Annotated in this window: 15 protein-coding genes and 1 pseudogene; 12 read left to right on the forward strand and 4 right to left on the reverse strand. The window is 37.6% G+C overall.

Annotation, left to right across the window (positions count from 1 at the left end; translation table 11 throughout):
• Nucleotides 1–11 precede the first annotated feature (11 nt).
• From QBK89_RS01350 to QBK89_RS01395, 10 genes and pseudogenes are all read left to right on the forward strand, one after another.
• Nucleotides 12–1,310 (forward strand): sugar ABC transporter permease, encoded by a 1,299-nt coding sequence (locus QBK89_RS01350; RefSeq protein ID WP_284139206.1) that lies wholly within the window; start codon nucleotides 12–14, stop codon nucleotides 1,308–1,310.
• 5 nt (nucleotides 1,311–1,315) lie between these two features.
• Nucleotides 1,316–2,158, forward strand: a complete 843-nt coding sequence (locus tag QBK89_RS01355) for a sugar ABC transporter permease (RefSeq protein ID WP_284139288.1) — start codon at nucleotides 1,316–1,318, stop codon at nucleotides 2,156–2,158.
• 62 nt (nucleotides 2,159–2,220) lie between these two features.
• Nucleotides 2,221–3,459 (forward strand): TIM-barrel domain-containing protein, encoded by a 1,239-nt coding sequence (locus QBK89_RS01360; protein WP_349774614.1) that lies wholly within the window; start codon nucleotides 2,221–2,223, stop codon nucleotides 3,457–3,459.
• Nucleotides 3,437–4,672: pseudogene (locus QBK89_RS01365) on the forward strand (glycoside hydrolase family 31 protein); the annotation flags it as partial. The gene QBK89_RS01360 and the pseudogene QBK89_RS01365, both read left to right, overlap by 23 nt.
• A gap of 33 nt (nucleotides 4,673–4,705) precedes the next feature.
• A complete protein-coding gene (locus tag QBK89_RS01370; RefSeq protein WP_284139207.1) occupies nucleotides 4,706–5,734 on the forward strand; it encodes a LacI family DNA-binding transcriptional regulator in 1,029 nt (342 codons plus the stop codon).
• A gap of 49 nt (nucleotides 5,735–5,783) precedes the next feature.
• Nucleotides 5,784–6,239: a flavodoxin domain-containing protein gene (locus QBK89_RS01375; protein ID WP_284139208.1), complete on the forward strand. Its 456-nt coding sequence runs from the start codon at nucleotides 5,784–5,786 to the stop codon at nucleotides 6,237–6,239.
• An 83-nt stretch (nucleotides 6,240–6,322) separates the two neighbouring features.
• Nucleotides 6,323–7,174, forward strand: coding sequence for a MurR/RpiR family transcriptional regulator (locus QBK89_RS01380; protein WP_284139209.1), 852 nt, complete (start codon nucleotides 6,323–6,325; stop codon nucleotides 7,172–7,174).
• Nucleotides 7,175–7,287: 113 nt separating this feature from the next.
• A complete protein-coding gene (murQ, locus tag QBK89_RS01385) occupies nucleotides 7,288–8,178 on the forward strand; it encodes an N-acetylmuramic acid 6-phosphate etherase (protein WP_284139210.1) in 891 nt (296 codons plus the stop codon).
• Nucleotides 8,179–8,190: 12 nt separating this feature from the next.
• Nucleotides 8,191–9,570, forward strand: a complete 1,380-nt coding sequence (locus tag QBK89_RS01390) for a PTS transporter subunit EIIC (protein ID WP_284139211.1) — start codon at nucleotides 8,191–8,193, stop codon at nucleotides 9,568–9,570.
• Nucleotides 9,571–9,622: 52 nt separating this feature from the next.
• Nucleotides 9,623–10,699, forward strand: coding sequence for a DUF871 domain-containing protein (locus tag QBK89_RS01395; RefSeq protein WP_284139212.1), 1,077 nt, complete (start codon nucleotides 9,623–9,625; stop codon nucleotides 10,697–10,699).
• Between the two features lie 198 nt (nucleotides 10,700–10,897).
• On the opposite strand, the gene QBK89_RS01400 is transcribed toward QBK89_RS01395, so the two are convergent.
• From QBK89_RS01400 to QBK89_RS01410, 3 genes are all read right to left on the reverse strand, one after another.
• Entirely contained in the window at nucleotides 10,898–12,163 is a 1,266-nt protein-coding gene (locus QBK89_RS01400) for an exo-beta-N-acetylmuramidase NamZ family protein (protein WP_284139213.1), read from the reverse strand.
• 17 nt (nucleotides 12,164–12,180) lie between these two features.
• Nucleotides 12,181–13,875, reverse strand: a complete 1,695-nt coding sequence (locus QBK89_RS01405) for a serine hydrolase domain-containing protein (protein WP_284139214.1) — start codon at nucleotides 13,873–13,875, stop codon at nucleotides 12,181–12,183.
• Nucleotides 13,876–14,175: 300 nt separating this feature from the next.
• On the reverse strand, nucleotides 14,176–14,436 hold the full coding sequence (locus tag QBK89_RS01410; protein WP_284139215.1) for a helix-turn-helix domain-containing protein: 261 nt from the start codon (nucleotides 14,434–14,436) through the stop codon (nucleotides 14,176–14,178).
• A gap of 401 nt (nucleotides 14,437–14,837) precedes the next feature.
• Here QBK89_RS01410 and QBK89_RS01415 point away from each other — a divergent pair, with 401 nt between their 5' ends.
• Together QBK89_RS01415 and QBK89_RS01420 are read left to right on the forward strand one after the other, a co-directional pair.
• Entirely contained in the window at nucleotides 14,838–16,148 is a 1,311-nt protein-coding gene (locus tag QBK89_RS01415) for a globin-coupled sensor protein (RefSeq protein ID WP_284139216.1), read from the forward strand.
• 260 nt (nucleotides 16,149–16,408) lie between these two features.
• Nucleotides 16,409–17,233 (forward strand): flagellin N-terminal helical domain-containing protein, encoded by an 825-nt coding sequence (locus tag QBK89_RS01420; protein WP_284139217.1) that lies wholly within the window; start codon nucleotides 16,409–16,411, stop codon nucleotides 17,231–17,233.
• 76 nt (nucleotides 17,234–17,309) lie between these two features.
• Here QBK89_RS01420 and QBK89_RS01425 read toward each other — a convergent pair whose 3' ends face one another.
• Nucleotides 17,310–18,578 carry a motility associated factor glycosyltransferase family protein gene (locus tag QBK89_RS01425; protein ID WP_284139289.1) on the reverse strand — a complete coding sequence of 423 codons (1,269 nt, stop codon included), beginning with the start codon at nucleotides 18,576–18,578 and terminating at the stop codon, nucleotides 17,310–17,312.
• Nucleotides 18,579–18,682 lie beyond the last annotated feature (104 nt).

The following is an 18,682-nucleotide window of genomic DNA, read 5'->3' on the forward strand; positions in this document are numbered from 1 at the left end:
AGGAAACGCGCATGGATAACGATAAAGTGAATAGGAAGGGCGGTATGAGTAGACCTCGAAATCTTGCAACCTTGCTATCTATTATTTTCCCAGGGCTTGGCCAGTTATACAATCGTCGAATATTAAAAGCATTTCTATTCTTTGTTATTGCGATATCATTTTTAGTCGCGACTTGGGATTACATTGACATAGGGATATGGGGGCTATTTACTTTAGGGACGATCCCTAGAGAACACCATTCAATTCAACTTTTGTTACAAGGATTAATCGCTTTAATTGTCCTCGTCTTTGGTGTATCTATCTACATCTTTAATATTATGGACGCGCGAAAGGAAGCTATCTCTCGTGAAAATGGCGTACCAAAGCAGACGCTGTTAAAAGGGGTTACAAGTTTCTATGATCGCGGCTTCCCGTATTTTATGATTTTACCAGGACTTGTCATGCTAATTTTTATTGTCGTACTGCCTTTATTATTTATGCTAACCCTCGCTTTTACTGATTATAATCAGTATAATGCACCACCTCGAAATCTATTGAATTGGGTAGGATTCGATAATTTTACCGCGCTTATGAAAGTAGGAATATGGAAAAATACATTTTTAAATGTTTTTACCTGGACGATCGTTTGGACTATTGTTGCAACGACACTACAAATCACGCTTGGTTTATTCCTTGCAATATTAGTGAATGACAAACGGGTAAAATTCAAACGAACGATTCGAACCATTCTTATTTTGCCTTGGGCCGTACCAGCATTTGTTTCCATACTAATCTTTTCTGCTTTATTTAATCCTACCTTTGGAGCGATTAATCGGGATTTGTTGAGTCAAATTAATGTCATGATTCCCTGGCTATCTGATCCATTTTGGGCTAAGACTGCATTAATAATGATTCAAACATGGCTTGGATTTCCGTTTGTTTTTGCCTTGTTTACAGGTGTGCTCCAAAGTGTTCCAGCAGATATGTATGAAGCTGCAGATGTAGATGGTGGATCCAGATGGCAAAAATTTCGACACATTACGTTTCCACATCTTTTATACGCGACAGCCCCGCTTCTAATAATGCAGTATGCTGGTAATTTTAATAACTTTAATATCATCTACTTATTTAATGAGGGAGATCCAGCAGTACGCGGACAAAATGCAGGAGGCACAGATATTTTAATTTCATGGGTTTATAAGCTGACATTTGAAACAAACAATTACAACATGGCAGCGGCAGTTACGATCATTATGGGATTACTCATATCTGTATTTGCATTTTTTCAATTCCGAAAAACAGCAGCCTTTAAAGAGGAGGGACGTTACTAATGGCAATGAATCGAAAAACCAAATCAAAAATTGAAGTGACGTTCATCTATTTGTTTTTTATCGTGATGTTTATCATTATCGGTTATCCGCTTTTTTGGGCGATTATGATGAGCTTAAATCCAGGGACAAATATGCTAGTTACGGATTTGTTTCCGGAGAATCCAACTTTAGAGCATTATAAATGGTTATTTACGAATCCGCGAAGCGACTATTTAATTTGGTATAAAAATAGCTTGTTTGTCGCAGTTCTAAATGCATTTGGTTCGGTTGTTATTACTTCTTTAATTGCGTATGCGTTTTCTCGTTATAAGTTTATTGGTAGAAAATATGGACTATACATGTTTTTACTGCTGCAAATGTTCCCTGCATTAATGGGGATGGTAGCACTTTATATTTTGTTAAATACAATCGGATTAACCGATTCATTATGGGGATTATTAATCATTTATTTAGGTGGACAAATACCGTTTAATGCGTGGCTTGTGAAAGGTTATTTTGATACGATTCCGAAAGAATTAGATGAAGCGGCAAAGATAGATGGAGCTGGCCATTTACGTATTTTTTGGACGATTATGCTTCCGTTAGCAAAGCCAATACTCGCAGTTGTCGCGCTCTTTAATTTTATGGCGCCATTTATGGACTTTTTGCTACCAAGAATTGTATTAACAAGTCCAGAAAACTTCACCTTAGCATTAGGGCTGTTTAATTTTATAAATGATCAATTCTCTACGAATTTCACACGTTTTGCGGCTGGAGCAATCTTGATAGCTGTGCCAATCGCATTAGTGTTTTTACTTTTGCAGCGTTATTTAATTTCTGGGTTAACCTCTGGAGCTACAAAAGGATGAGTCATTAAAGAAATTGAAGGTACATGATGATACAACAGAATATTTTGCAGGAGGTACACATCATGCTTGAGGATACTAGCTTTGCAATTCACCCTGAAAAAGAGAATGGAACAAGAAATCAAGCTTTTTCAGATATTGGAAAGCTTCTAACGGTTGGAAAGAAAGCAGATTATCATTTATTTCATTGTGAGGGTGGAGAAGTAGCAATTCGTTTTTATCGTGATGATATCGTAAGAATTGTCATGAATCCTCTCTCGGCCCCCCGCATGGAAGTGTCAAAAGCAGTGATTGCACAACCGCAAAAGGTGGCTGTAAAGGAAACAGAAGATGTGAAGGAATATAAGCTGGAAACAAATCGATTACGTCTTCATATTCAAAAAGCGCCTTTTCGCATTTTAATAACGGACCAAAATGGACGTCATCTAGTTGCAGAAGCAGCGCTTGGAATGGGTTCGAAAGCAAACGGGGAAGTAATCGCATATAAAGCATTACAAGAAAAGGACCATTTCTATGGATTTGGTGAGAAGACGGGTCACCTTGATAAACGAGGTGAAAAATATGAAATGTGGAATTCAGATGTGTATGCACCACATAATCCTGAAACCGATCCGTTATATGAGTCGATCCCTTATTTTATGACGCTGCGCGAAGGAAGTGCACATGGGATCTTTTTTGATAATACGTATCGAACTTTTTTTGATATGGGTTCCCATGAGTCGTATTATTCGTTTAAAGCAGAGGGTGGACAGCTGGATTACTATGTGTTTGCAGGACCAGAGCCTAAGACGGTACTAGAACAGTACACCTATCTTACTGGAAGAATGCCGCTTCCTCCCAAATGGGCACTTGGCTATCATCAGTCACGCTATAGCTATGAAACAGAGGAAGAGGTTCGTGAGCTAGCAGACCAATTTATCGCTCGGGATATTCCGCTTGATGTTATCCATTTGGACATCCATTACATGAATGGGTATCGCGTATTTACCTTTGATCAGGATCGGTTTCCAAATCCGGAAAAGCTAATCACTGATTTGCGTGAGATGGGAATTCGAGTCGTTCCAATTGTTGACCCAGGAGTGAAGAAGGACGCAGAATATCCTATTTATCAAGAAGGCGTGAATCAGGATCTGTTCTGTAAATATATTGAAGGAGATATTTACTTTGGCGAGGTGTGGCCTGGTGTAAGTGCCTTTCCTGACTTTACCGATGAGAAAGCACGTAAATGGTGGGGAGAAAAGCATGCTTTTTACACGAAGATGGGCATCGAAGGTATTTGGNCCTGGTGTAAGTGCCTTTCCTGACTTTACCGATGAGAAAGCACGTAAATGGTGGGGAGAAAAGCATGCTTTTTACACGAAGATGGGCATCGAAGGTATTTGGAATGATATGAATGAGCCGGCTGTCTTTAATGAAACAAAGACAATGGATGTAAATGTCATGCACCGTAACGATGGGAATCCAACAACACACCGCGAGCTGCACAATGTATATGGCTTTTTAATGGGACAGGCAACATATGAAGGATTAAAAGAACAGTTAGAAGGTAAACGCCCATTCTTGCTTACGCGAGCAGGCTACGCTGGTGTGCAACGCTATGCAGCAGTGTGGACTGGTGATAATCGAAGCTTTTGGGAGCATTTGCAAATGGCTTTGCCGATGATTATGAACCTTGGAATATCGGGCGTTCCATTTGCTGGTCCTGATGTAGGTGGATTTGCACATGATACAAATGCAGAACTGCTTACACGCTGGACACAGGTTGGGGCGTTTACACCTTACTTCCGCAACCATTCTGCAATCGGCTTCCGTTATCAAGAGCCGTGGCAATTTGGAGAAAAGTATGAAGCGATTATTAAAAAGTATATTCGCATGCGGTATGAATGGATGCCACAGCTTTACTCATTGTTTTATGAGGCGAGTAAAACTGGACTCCCTGTAATGCGACCATTACTTATGGAGTTTCCACGCGATGAGAAAACGTATAATATTAATGATCAGTTTATGCTTGGAGATAATGTAATGATTGCGCCAATTATGATGCCATCCGTTACAGATCGCGCGGTATATTTCCCAGCTGGGATGTGGATCGATGTGGAAACAGGTACAACCTATGAAGGAAACAAAACACATCTTATCCATGCAGCACTTGATAAGTTACCAATTTTTGTGAAACGTGGCTCAGCTATTATGCAAACGGTGTGGGAATCAAATAAAGAAAAAGCATATAAGACATTAATGTTACATGTGTTTGCTGGAGAAGATGGTGATAGCTATCAATTTACGTATTATGATGATGATGGCGAAACATTTGCTTTTGAAAATGGAGACTATTTACAGCTAAATATAGACATTCGTTCTACAGCTGAGCGTATTACTTTATCAGTAGAAAAAAGTGGCGCATATATACCACCATACCATGAAATAAATCTAATGTTAGTAGGGCGAAAAGAAGGACAGCATGTTATAATAAATGGGGAAAAATGCAAAGGTAATCCTGTGATAACACTTGTATAATGATTACTTAATTGAAGGGTAGGGGGTGGATGTATGGTAACCATTAAAGATGTAGCAAAGGCCAGTGGAGTATCCCCCTCTACGGTTTCGAGAGTAATTGCGGATAATTCTAGAATAAGCTTAGAAACAAAAAAGAAAGTACGAAAGGTAATGAAGGAATTAGGATATCATCCGAATATTAACGCGCGTAACTTGGTTGTGAAATCAACGAAAGCGATTGGCGTAATAATGCCTTCATCTACAAATAAAGCGTTACAAAATCCGTTTTTTCCAGAAATATTACGGGGAATTGGCTCAGTTATCCATGAAATGCAATATTCGCTGTCATTATCTACTGGTGAAACGGAAGAAGAGATTTTTGAAGAAGTACAACGAATGGTTTACGGAAGCTACGTGGATGGGTTAATCCTACTTTATTCTCGTGTGGATGATCGGTTAATGAAATTTCTGCATCAGCAAGACTTTCCTTTTGTTATTGTCGGGAAGCCTTATGAGCATGAACAAGAAATTACCCACGTCGATAATGATAATTTTCGGGCAGGAAAAGAAATAACGAATTATTTAATTGAGCAAGGCCATCAAAAAATTGCGTTTATCGGTGGTTCCACTGATTTATTTGTAACAATGGATCGGGAAGCAGGCTATGAAGCTGCATTAAAGCAGGCAGGTCTTGTTAGCTCACAAGAATATAAAATTCATACGGAATTTTTGGAATCAGGAGGACGTGAAGCAGTAGGGAATTTGTTCTCGCTTCGTGATCGACCAACAGCTATTGTTGTGAGTGACGATTTAATTAGTCTTGGTGTGCTCAGTATGCTAAAGGAATTCAAATGCTCTGTTCCGGACGATATTTCACTCGTTAGCTTTAACAATGTATATCTCTCGGAAATCACAAGTCCGTCTTTAACTACCGTTGATGTTAACATTTATGATTTGGGAGCGTACTCCGCTAAAGCATTAATTGAAAAGACGTTGAATAAAGGAGAACCTGCAAAGCGAATCATTATCCCACATCAAATTATTTATCGTGATTCCGTAAAAAAAATCAATAAAGTGTTATAGAAAAGCTAAGCCTGGTGGTTTAGCTTTTTTGGCGCCTAAAAGGAGGGGTATGATGCGTAAATTCCTTATTCTATATACAAGTACTACAGGAAGTACGGAACAAATGGCAGAAGTGATGGAAGCCCATTTAAAAGCGAATAATTGTGAAGTAGAAATGCAGATGATTGATTTTTATCGACTACGTAAAGAATCGTTTACAACATATGATGCAGTTTTAATTGGAACGTATACATGGAATAATGGGGAATCCCCTTATGAGATGGAGGATTTTCTAGAAGAATTAGATAGATGCGATTTAAGTGGTCCTGTGTTTGCAGTTTTTGGTTCAGCCGATTCATTTTATGATACTTATGGTGCTGCAATTGATTTAGTTTATGACCTTTTACAGAACAAAAAGTGTAACTTAATGCCACAAACGTTGAAGGTTAACTTACAACCAAAGGAAGCTGATATTGCGAGCTGTAAAGATTTTGTGAATCAAGTTTTGGAAGTAATTCAACAATAAATAGAATCATATTATATATTTTCGTTCTTACATGATAAAATAAATGAACGTATCATCAAAAAAGGATAAGAGGATGTTATAAAATGGCAGAAGGTATATTGTCAAGAATAAAAGAAAGAATGACAATCTTTTCTAAAACGGAGAAAAAAATTGCAGCATATATATTGATGCATGCAGAGCTTATTCCAAATATAACTACAAAGGAATTAGCAAATAAAGCAAATGTTAGTGAAGCGAGTGTTATTCGTTTTGCAAAAGCAATCGGAATCGGTAGCTTTAAATCATTTAAAATTGCATTAGCGCAGGAACTAGTAACGAATGAAGAATATATTACTGACTTTTCCATTATTCAAAAAAAGGATTCTCCGTACGAATTATTTCAAAAAGTAGTCCACGTAAATAGAGGAGCAATTGATTTACTTTCCAGTTCTTTAGAAAAAAAAGAATTAGAGCGTGCAGTTCATGTATTAAAAAAAGCGCGCAAAATTATTTTTTTTGGTGTAGGCGGTTCATCCATTGCCGCAATGGATGCTATATATAAATTTACTAAGCTTGGATTTAGTGCGGAGTTTAGTCAAGACTTTCACTATATGCTTTCGCTTATTCCTTATTTGACCGATCAAGATGTTTTTGTAGCAATCAGTATGTCGGGGGAAACAAAGGATGTGCTTGATCTTGCACAGTTCGCACAAAAAAAAGGAGCAACATTAATAGCAATAACCAATATAAACAAATCTAGCCTTTATAAAAAAGCAAATATTAGACTTGCAACCCCTATTGTTGAAAAAGATTTTAGAGTTGGGAGCATCACTTCTAGGATGACACAATTGACCGTTATCGATAGCTTATATATTAGTTTGTTTAATAGCATTGGAAAAGGCGTTATTGAACAATATCAAGAAGCTAGAGAAGAAATGGTGAAACTAAGGAGGTAAAAATTTTAACATAAATGAAATTTTATTTCATAAAATACACATATAATATTGACTTTTAATTTCAAATTCTTGTAGAATGAAAATAGATAGAAAGGAAAGGAGGAGCGGTTCATATGTTAGAAAAGCTCGGGACAGAAAAGAGAAATAACGCTACTACTCATTTAGATGAAATGTCTGTATATGAGATTTTAGTTGCAATGAATGAAGAAGATGCAAAGGTTTCCAACGTTGTAAAAACGCAGCTATCACATATTGAAAAAGCAGTTCATGCTGTTATCCAATCCTTTAACAAGGGTGGTAGATTAATCTATGTAGGCGCGGGAACTAGTGGAAGATTAGGTGTTCTTGATGCCGTAGAATGTGTTCCTACATTCGGTTCCCCATCTGAGATGGTTCAAGGTTTAATTGCGGGAGGAATGAAAGCGTTTACTGTTGCGGTTGAAGGTGCAGAAGATGATGAGGAACTGGGAGTAACGGATTTAAAAGATATCCATCTTTCTGAAAATGACACTGTTATTGGAATTGCTGCTAGTGGGAGAACGCCCTATGTTATAGGTGCTTTAAAATATGCAAACGAGAAAAATTCTAACACCATCAGCATATCTTGTAATAAGGAGGCGAAAATGAGTGAGTTTGCAACGGTTTCAATTGAACTAGAAACAGGACCAGAAGTATTAACAGGTTCTACTAGATTAAAAGCTGGGACCGCACAAAAAATGGTGTTAAATATGATCTCCACCGCTTCGATGATTGGAATAGGAAAAGTATATCAAAATTTAATGGTTGATCTTAAACCTACCAATCAAAAACTAGAGGAAAGATCTAAACGAATCATTATGGATGCAACTGATGTCGATTACGAGACAGCAAATGCGTACTATGAAAAATCCAATCATCACGTTAAAACAGCAATTGTTATGATTCTACTACAATGTTCCAATGTGGAAGCACAGCGAAAAATCAAACAAGCGAATGGTTTTGTTCGTAAGGCGTTATCCAAATAAGGAGGGGTAGAAATGAGAAAAGAAGAGAAAATGGCTACAGACATATTAGAACAGGTAGGAGGCAAAGGAAATATACAACGAATCACTCACTGTATGACCAGACTCAGATTATCATTAAAAGACGATTCGAAAGCTAATTACGATGAGCTGAAGAAAGTAGACGGAGTGATGGGAGTAGTTGTAGACGAAACACTTCAAATTGTAATTGGTCCTGGTACAGTTAACCGTGTTGCTGAAGAAATGAGTCAAATAACTGGGTTAGGTGTTGGAGAAGATGCTGAGCCAGAATTAGACAATCTAACCTTTGAAGAAAAAGCAGCTTTGCAACATCACAATATGAAACAAAAAAACAAAACGCCATTTAAAAATTTTCTAAGAAGAATTGGGAATATATTCATACCACTTATTCCTGGTCTTGTTGCTTCCGGTATCATTAATGGAGGAGCCAACTTTGCAAAAAACGCTGGAGTAAGTCCTGAGGAAACATGGATGCAAATTTTGCTTTTACTTGGAAGCGGTATCTTTGCTTATCTAGCAATACTTGTTGGTTGGAATACTGCCAAAGAATTCGGCGGAACGCCAGTTCTCGGTGCAATTGCAGGTATGTTCTTATTTAATCCGATGCTAGCAGATATAACCATATATGGAGAGCCACTTGTTGCTGGCCGAGGCGGATTGTTTGGGGTGATTTTTGCAGCATGGCTCATGAGCTTTGTTGAAAAACGTGTACGTAAAGTGATTCCTGCAGCAGTAGACATTATTTTTACTCCTTTATTTACCGTATTAATTGTAGGTATTGTTTCCTTGTATGCGGTTATGCCAGTGGCAGGTGTTATATCGGATGGAATTACAAAAGGATTAACTGCATTAATAGAAGTAGGCGGACTAGTTGCTGGAGCAGTCTTAGCAGGGTTCTTCCTTCCGTTGGTAATGGTTGGCTTACATCATGGACTAACACCAATTCACTTAGAACTTATAAATACGTATGGTAATACGGCCTTACTAACAATCCTTGCTATGGCTGGAGCAGGTCAAGTAGGTGCAGCAATTGCAATTTATGTAAAGACGAAAAATCAACGTTTGCGAAATATCATTAAAGGGGGACTACCAGTTGGGTTTTTAGGTATTGGAGAACCACTGCTTTATGGAGTAACATTACCATTAGGACGTCCATTTATTACAGCATGTCTAGGGGCATCTTTTGGTGGAGCATTTCAAGCAGTTATGCATACTGCTGCAACTGGAATCGGCGTGTCAGGACTATCGCTAATCCCTTTAATTGATGATGGGAAATTTGTAATTTACTTCTTAGGACTAGTAATTTCGTATGCAGGCGGATTTTTCTTTACTTATTTATTTGGATTTAAAGAAGAAATGGCAAGAGATATATAGTATAAAGAAAAAGAGGGGGATTCCCCTCTTTTTCACGCAGGAGGTTATCGAAGTGATAGGGATATCCGTGTATTTAGGGAATGGTCTTATAAGTGACCAAGCTCCTTATATCCGAAAAATGAAGGAATGTGGATTTCAATCTATTTTTACATCCCTTCATATTCCAGAGGATGATCATTCAATTTATAGAAAACAATTATATGATTTAGGACTACTCGCTAAAGAATTGGAAATGGAGCTTATGGCTGATATTTCTCCAGCTTCGTTACAAACGCTAGGGTATGATTGGAGCAATGCTGAGAGATTGCTTGATTGGGGATTAACAGGGTTACGAATTGATTATGGTGTGGCAGAGGAAAATATTGTTCGTTTGTCGAAAAAAATGAAAATAGCGTTAAATGCAAGTACGATAACTCCGAAGCTAATAGATGAATTAAAACAAAAAGGATTAGTAGTAGAAAACGTTGAAGCATGGCATAATTATTACCCACGTCCGGAGACTGGGCTCGGCTGGACTGATTTTCAAAATAGAAATAGTTGGTTAAAAGATGAAGGGGTAGCTATCATGGCATTTATTCCCGGTGACCATACATTAAGAGGTCCACTATATAATACATTGCCTACTCTTGAAGCGCATCGAAACGCATCTCCATTTTCTTCATTCTTGGAACTGAAAAATAGAGGCAAAGTAGAGAAAATAATAATAGGCGATATTGAAATTAGTACGGATAGCTTAAAACAGTTTCAAGCATATAGGGAAGGAGAAATATTGCTTCGTGCAGAACCAGTTAAGCTAAAAGATAAAAGTATAATACAGAAGGTAGCAGGGGTGCATACAAATCGTTCGGATAATGCGAGAGATTGTATTAGGTCAGTAGAGTCAAGGCACTATGCATCAATTGGCAAGGAATCAATCAAACCCGAAAATTGTATTGAACGTCCAAGGGGAACAATCACAATTGATAATGAGAATTATAGACGTTATCAAGGAGAATTACAGATTACATTGTCTAATTTGCCAGCTGATGAAAAAGTGAATGTGATAGGAAGGGTCATAGAAGATGACTTGCGTGTACTGCAATGGGTTTCTGGTGATCAAAAGTTTCGGATTCAATGGATGGAAGGATAAAAAGCTTAAAAAGAAACAATTTTCTATGGAGTTTTTAATAGAAAATGAATACTAAAAACGTGTTATTAATCAATGTTCGACTATCATGTAAGGTAAAGTGTATAAACAATAAAGTTGAGTTAAAGCCTTAACTCTATGAAATTTAGAGTTAAGGCTTTAGTTTTTTAAAAAGGAAAAATGTCACTCGTATCTTTCCTTCTATCTATACAATAAATAGTCTTTTCGAAGATGTTTGAACGCTTTTAATTCATTTTTCCATCTCTTTTCAATTGCTGCAACAGATGTTCCACGTTCGATTTCCTCTCGAACCCATCCGTTTCCGATCAAATTGTCAAAGAATGAAATACCAGCGCTATTTTCCGCTCTAAACTGAAAATCGTCTGGATACATATCATGCAATGTTTTAACGATATGCAATCCGGTAGTAACAGGATCGTAAACTTTTTTATTCGTTACATGGATTTGAATTCCATGACTTAATGTCCCACTATGCTTTGAAAAAGTTGGTGTAAAGGAGGCTGCTCGAAACCTTACCCCAGGAATGTGTATATTGTTCATTGCCTCAGCAAAAGCTGTACTATTAATAAATGGTGCTCCAATTAGTTCAAAAGGTTTCGTAGTTCCTCTTCCTTCTGATATATTTGTCCCTTCAATTAATGCTGCGCCAGGATAAACAAAGGCAGTATCAAGTGTAGGCATATTTGGAGATGGTAGAACGAATGAGAGTGGTGTATCCGAGTAATCCATTGATCGTTTCCATCCGTTCATTTGGATTACCGTTAAATCTGCATCAATGTCATATGCTTCATTAAATAGGAGTGCTAATTCTCCTACAGTCATTCCATGTCGAAGTGGAATAGGATAGTTGCCAACAAAGGATTTATATGCCGGGTCTAGTACAGGACCTTCTACTTTTTGACCTCCTAAAGGATTAGGACGATCTAAAACAACAAAAGGGATATTGTTTTCTTGGGCTGCTTCCATGGCATAGGCCATCGTATAGATATACGTATAAAATCGAGTGCCAACATCTTGAATATCAAAGAGAAGAAGATCGACATTTTCAAGCATCTCTGGAGTTGGCTTTCGGGTTTTCCCGTATAAACTGTATACAGGAAGCCCTGTTTGTTCATCAATATAGTATTCAACATATTCTCCTGCCTGTGCATCACCACGGACACCATGCTCAGGTCCGTATAAAGCAGTTAATTCGATTTCTGGATCCTTGTAAAGAACATCCACAATGCTATTTAATTGTTGATCAACACCTGTTGGATTAGTAATTAGTCCTATTCGCTTTCCTTTAACTAAATCTTTTTGGTCGCTTAATAAAGCTTCTACACCAAGCTGGAAAGATTGTTTTTTTCCTTTACCGTTCGTTGCTGGTGTATCTTGAGCAACCAAATACGTAAATGAAATACACGCGAAGATTAAAGTTAACAGAGTCATCCATGTTTTTTTCAAGAGCCTTATCCCTCCTGTTAATAATTTCGTTCGATCCAGCCGTCTGCATTCCATTGAATCCATTCTTTTAGACCAGAGGCATAGGATAGAGACGTATTTGTGATATAGATACCTCGTCCATTGTAATACGTATCTGTTTGGTAGCGAATACGAATATGCGTTGTATCCTTTGGAATGACGACGTGGTCGGTTTCCCAATCTCTGCTATTTCCTGTGTAAGTTAATACAGTTGACCAATGATCACCATCATTGGAAACTTCCACATAACCAATATCCGCATTCTCTTCTGTACGATACCAGGCCTGAAATGACAGCAATGCATCTTTCTTCAAGGAAACGGTCGTGGTGAGCTGATGATCAATATTGCTTCCATAGCCAGAAAACCAAGCCTTTGTTTTTTTAGAAGGCATTGCAACAGGGATAGCATCTGCGACCTGTTGTGCCAGCTGTCTGCGTGCAGGGTTGGTAGAAACCGTGTTTCGGGTCGGATGCACGCGATTCGTTAGAAGGATTGCAATTGTTCCGTTGTTTGGACTGACCACGATTGATGTTCCAGTATAACCTGTATGTCCCATCGTAGCTTTATCTGTTAGACCATCCATATACCACATTTGATTAAGCTCCCAGCCGAGACCATGATCATCACCTGGGAAATTTGGAAGCTGGTTTTCAGTAAGAAGTTCAATCGTACTTGGTTTTAAAATTTGCTTTCCACCGTAAGACCCTTTATTTACATACATATGTGCGAGCTTAGCTAAATCATAAGCGGTGGAAAAAACACCTGTATGTCCAGCAACCCCTTCTAATGCCCATGCTTTTTCATCGTGAACAGTTCCCCAAACAATCCCTCGTCCTGTCCAAGGTTGAAATTCAGTTGCTGCTATTCGTTCCTTTAAATATGCTGGTGGATTGTACATGGTATCTGTCATTCCTAATGGTTCAATGATAGCTTCTTTTACATATTCATCCTGTCTGAGACCTGAAAGCCGTTCAATTAATACACCAAGTGTAATCATATTCAAATCACTATACGTATATGTTGTTCCAGGAGTGTTAGCTAAAGGATAGCGCAGCACATATTGTAACTTAGTTTCCCGATCTCCCTCTACATCATAAACAGGTGCGCTCGGTGCAAATCCGGAAGTATGCGTCATGAGCTGACGAATCGTAACTTCTTCCTTTCCATTATGAGCAAACTCCGGAAGATAAGCTGCAACAGGATCATCTAAGTCGAACAAACCTTCTTCATAAAGTTTCATTGCAGCTGTTGTCGTGAATATTTTACTAATCGAGGCGAGATCAAATATCGTGTCACGTTTCATTTGAATTGGTTCTTCTGCTTCTGTAAAGCGATCATCTTTGTATAGATAACTATGTCCATAAGCTTTATGTTGAACAATATGTCCTCGTCGAGCTACAAGAGTCACTGCTCCAGGCATTGTGCCATTCTCAATCATTCCTTCCATAACGCTATCAATTTCTTGTAGCGGCTCTTCTCGCATGCCAGCACCCGACGCAGAACCTGGGTGGAGAACAGGTGACAGTCTTCCGGGCTTGTCCCAAGGAAATGGATATTGCGTCGTTTTTTTCGAAGGGACGACTATTTCCCTTTGATTTGTTTCATAGGTCTGATTGAAACCAAGTGCATCATTAGGGATTATTATGATAAGCAACAATAAGCTGGAAATGATAGATAAAAACTTTTTATACATCCTAGATATACCCCCCTTTTATCAATGAAAGTGCTTTCATAATTAAACATAAGCGATTGAATTTAAATGCGTCCATCCATCTTATGTCTTAAAAAAGTTGGGAAAGTAAATATAATGAGGGAAAAAGAAGTAGGAATTTGGTAGAGGAAAGTATCTAGATTTTTTTAACAGTAATTAAAGAAGAGGCCCCAAGAAGGAAGCCTGTTGAATGTTATTATTGCCCATTATGTAGGAATAAAAGATGATGATATAAAGACATGTTTTTACGAGCGCTTACATTATGAAGAATAGGCGCTAAAATTACTTTGTTTTAAGCGGACTTATTTCCGCATTCGCATCATTGATTAGCTCTTTTACTGGTACGTTTAAAGCAGATGCAAGCTTGTAAAGGTTCAAAATAGAGACATTTCGTTTCCCGTTTTCTATTTCTGTGTAGTAGGACCGAGAAAATCCTGCTGATTCAGAAAGCTCCTCTTGTGTAAATCCTTTTTCTAATCGATAGAACTTTAAATGATCACCAACTAATTTTAAGAATAACAATTCAGATTGCGTATATGCCATTTCAATCACCATACCTTTGCTGTGTTTTTTATATGCTTTAACGCTGGTGGGTATATATTCCTATTATTACACCATAATTTATTAAATAGGTCTAAATAACTATTGTTATAAATATTACAACATAATGACGATGAATCCACCTGTTTTAAGTGACATTAAAGAAGCGTTTGCGGTAATAGAATTTAGTTCGGAGCACCTGCTTTAAACTAAGAATTCGAGGCGTTATTAAATAATTACTCTTCTACTTCTTATATCGGTACATATTGCATGAATATGTAAAAAAAATTTAAAAATTATTTATTATTTATTCATAATTGGAAAATTAATCCTGGGTATAAAGTTTTATATTAAAAAAACCGATAAATAACAGGGAACATTACTTTTAAAATGAGGAGAATTTCATGAAAACCAAGCTATTTCAAAAAAAAGCATCACGAACAAAAGGAATTACATTGGAGGGGTTATTAGAGGAAGCATCACCACAGCTTCATGTGACAAAGGGAAGCGATTTAGAAAAACAATTAAAAATGCTAGATTTATCGCTTGAAGATTTGGCTATTGCTCAAGTTTTAAAGCCATTTGTAGAAAAAGACGTATCACAGATTGTAGATCATTTTTATCAAAACCTGGAGCATAATCCAAAACTATTGGAACTGATTAGCGCAAACAGCTCGATTAGTCGTTTGAAAACGACATTAACGAAACATATTGTTGAAATGTTTAATGGCGTATTAGATGAAGATTATATGAAAAAGCGCATGATAATTGCAAAAATTCATGTCAAAATAGGCTTAACCCAAAAGTGGTATATCGCTTCCTTTGAGAAAATCTTTAATGGTCTAATGGAAATACTGATAAAGCAATTCCATTTACAAAAAGATCGTGTAAACATTCTAAAAGTAATTAATAAGCTATTAAATTTAGAACAGCAGGTTGTATTAGAAGCCTATGATGAAGAAGCAAATCGTGAAAGGGAGGAAGTTTCTGCAGCGAAATCACGATTAATTCAGCAACTTGACGATACAGCAGCTGATCTCGGACGAATGACAGAGGATACGACTGCTTCTTTACAAGAGATGACTGCGCAAATTGGAACAATTACAGCGAATGCAAAGGTAAGTACAGAGGTTTCTGAAGGCGCATTACATGCTGCTGTAGATGGAAAAATGCGTATAGGAGAAATGGAACATTCACTACAACGCGTTAATGTAAGTGCAAGCAAAGTAATTGAGGATATGGAAGGATTAGAAGCACGCTCAACACAAATAAAAGAAATCATCCAAATTGTAAAATCTATTGCAGAGCAAACGAACTTGCTTGCACTAAATGCTTCTATTGAGGCCGCAAGAGCGGGAGAATATGGCAGAGGGTTTGCGGTCGTTGCCGATGAAATACGCAAATTATCCGAACAAACAGCGCATTCTGTTACAGATGTTACAGAGCTCGTAAATCAAACAAACACACAAATTACGTTAAGTGCAGCTTCCATTAAAGAGGTGGAAGGTCATCTTACAGGAATGGGCGTACGTTTAAAGGAAGCAGAGCAAACATTTACGACGATTCATGAAGGGATGGTTAATACGGAACGAAGCAATGAAAGCATTCAACAGGATTTAGAGAGCTTTGATGAAGTGATTTGTCAAATTGCTGAGGGAGCGACGACTGTTACCGAGACGATTGATCAATTAAATCAAATGATTGAAAATGGTTGAGTTCAATGAAAGCATAATTCCTTCAATCTACAAGGATTTTTCAATTAAAATAGATTTTCTAAAAAAAAAATAAAAAAACTATTAAACATTTTTTGTGGGATGCCGATAATAATAATGAAACATGTTAAACGTGCTTTTTTAAAAAGGCATGCAGCCATGATTTCACTATAAATGGGTAATAACTCTCTATAGAGTTGTTATATATGCGAGACACAAGGATGTGGATCGTAAAACTAAAAATACATGGAGGTAGATTAATCATGAGAATTAATCACAACATTGCGGCACTTAATACGTACCGCCAACTATCAGGTAATAACACACAAGTACAAGGATCTTTAGAAAAGCTTTCTTCCGGTCTTCGTATTAACAAAGCTGGAGATGACGCTGCTGGTCTAGCAATCTCTGAAAAAATGCGTGGACAAATCAGAGGTCTTGAAATGGCTTCTAAAAACGCACAAGATGGTATTTCTTTAATCCAAACTGCTGAAGGTGCTTTAAACGAAACACACAGCATTTTACAACGTATGCGTGAACTAGCTGTTCAAAGTGCTAGTGATACAAACACTACAAGTGACCGTGCAGAGCTTCAAAAAGAAGTTGACCAATTAGTAGAAGAAATCGATCGTATTGCAAACAATACAGAATTCAACACGAAGAAATTACTTGACGGTTCTTTAAGTGGAGCAGCTAATGCTTTAACTTTCCACATTGGAGCTAACTCTGGTCAATCTATTACACTAGAAATCGCTTCTATGACTGCAAGTGGATTAGGTGTAAGCGGACTTTCAATTAGTGGTCAAGCTACTGCAAACACAGCGATTACTACAATCCAAACAGCAATTGATGCAGTATCTGCTGAGCGTGCGAAGCTTGGTGCTAACCAAAACCGCCTAGAGCATACAATCAACAACCTAGGTGCTTCTGCTGAAAACCTAACTGCTGCTGAGTCTCGTATCCGTGACGTTGACATGGCAAAAGAAATGATGGCATTCACGAAGAACAACATTCTTACTCAAGCTGCACAAGCTATGCTTGCACAAGCTAACCAACAACCACAAGGTGTTCTTCAACTACTTCGTTAAGACATATGAAGCAAAAAATGCGTTCCATATTTTATGGAACGCATTTTTTCATGTTTTTAAAGGTTAACTTTATACGCTACTTTTTTATCGCATTTTCAACAAATGTTTGTAAAGAAACATGCTGCCAATGATTAATGTATGCGCCACCTTCTGTACAGTTATATAATGCAAGATTCGGATGCGTTTTCGCATATTGTTCAAACCATTTTCGATAAATTGATAAGTTTCTTGCCGTAGGAATCATTTTTTCACCGTAATAGTCAAGTGTTTCGTGTAAAGTGGATGAAGTATCAATAGAACGGTGTAGATGTGCCCCTTGTACATGACTTGCTCCATCGGTAAATGCTAGATCCTGTCCAGCAAGAGCGATTTGCTCTGCACCAAAATAAACCATCAAATCAAGTAGTGCTGTAGCAACAGAGCCACCGGTTTCGATTAATGGGTCGTCACAATTTTTAGCATACTCCTCTGCAGGGAGAAAACCGCGTTGCCACATTATATATTTAGGCCCTTGATGTAGGGCAACTGTCTCATGGTACGCTGTACTCAAGTAAAATAAAGGTGTATTCGGCAAACAAACGTCGTTAAACTGGCTTGTTGTTTGTGGATTCGCATCAATTAAGCAAAAAAAGTCAGGTGTTATTCCATGTGCTAGTAAAGGCTTTAATGCAGTACCGACCGCTCCTAGAATAAATTTATCTTCCTGTTGAATCTCCTTTAATCGCTTCATATGTTTATTTAAGGAAGGACCAGCTGAGATCAATATCATTGGTGAACCTTTATATTTATTTTTAAAGGTGGCAATTCCTTTAAAGGTTGTTTTTGTATTCAGCTTAAAATTTTCTTCTAGCCTCTTAAGCTGATTATGGAGTGAATTATTTTGAAATTGAATGTCTTCTAGCATTGTTCTAATTGTGGCAAATCTGGTCGGGATGATATCCAACCCGCTTTTATGTATGAGCAAATTACGCGTTGAAATATTTGTGAAAAGCCCTTCTTGCTGTTCTTTTGATAATGTCGGAAAACAAATATGCTCTACGTTCGCTTTGTCTTTAATAGGGGGCATGAATTCGCTTTTCTGGAACCATGTAAAGTACGTTTCATTAAATTCGAGTACACGAATTGGAAGATTAGGTATCGCGTCGGCAAGCTTTAAAATATGATAGCCAGCACCAGTTCCAACCACAGTCACTTCTTTGTCTTTATTTAAATGTTTTCGTGCATTTTCTACCCAAGCATCTGCCTCGCGAAGTGGATTATACTTACTATGAAATATGAGCGGGCTTGATGCATCTGTATGTTCAACTTTTATTGTTGGTACGGTTTTTGTATCTATTATTGTCATACGCAAGGAAAACACCTCCACTCTCTACTATATTTGTTTTCTATTTGTCTGTCACGAAAAAATCATGGTGTGTGCTTGAAAGTCGATTCGAACTATCCGATAAT

Source organism: Virgibacillus sp. LDC-1 (genome assembly GCF_030137545.1).
Lineage (GTDB): Bacteria > Bacillota > Bacilli > Bacillales > Amphibacillaceae > LDC-1.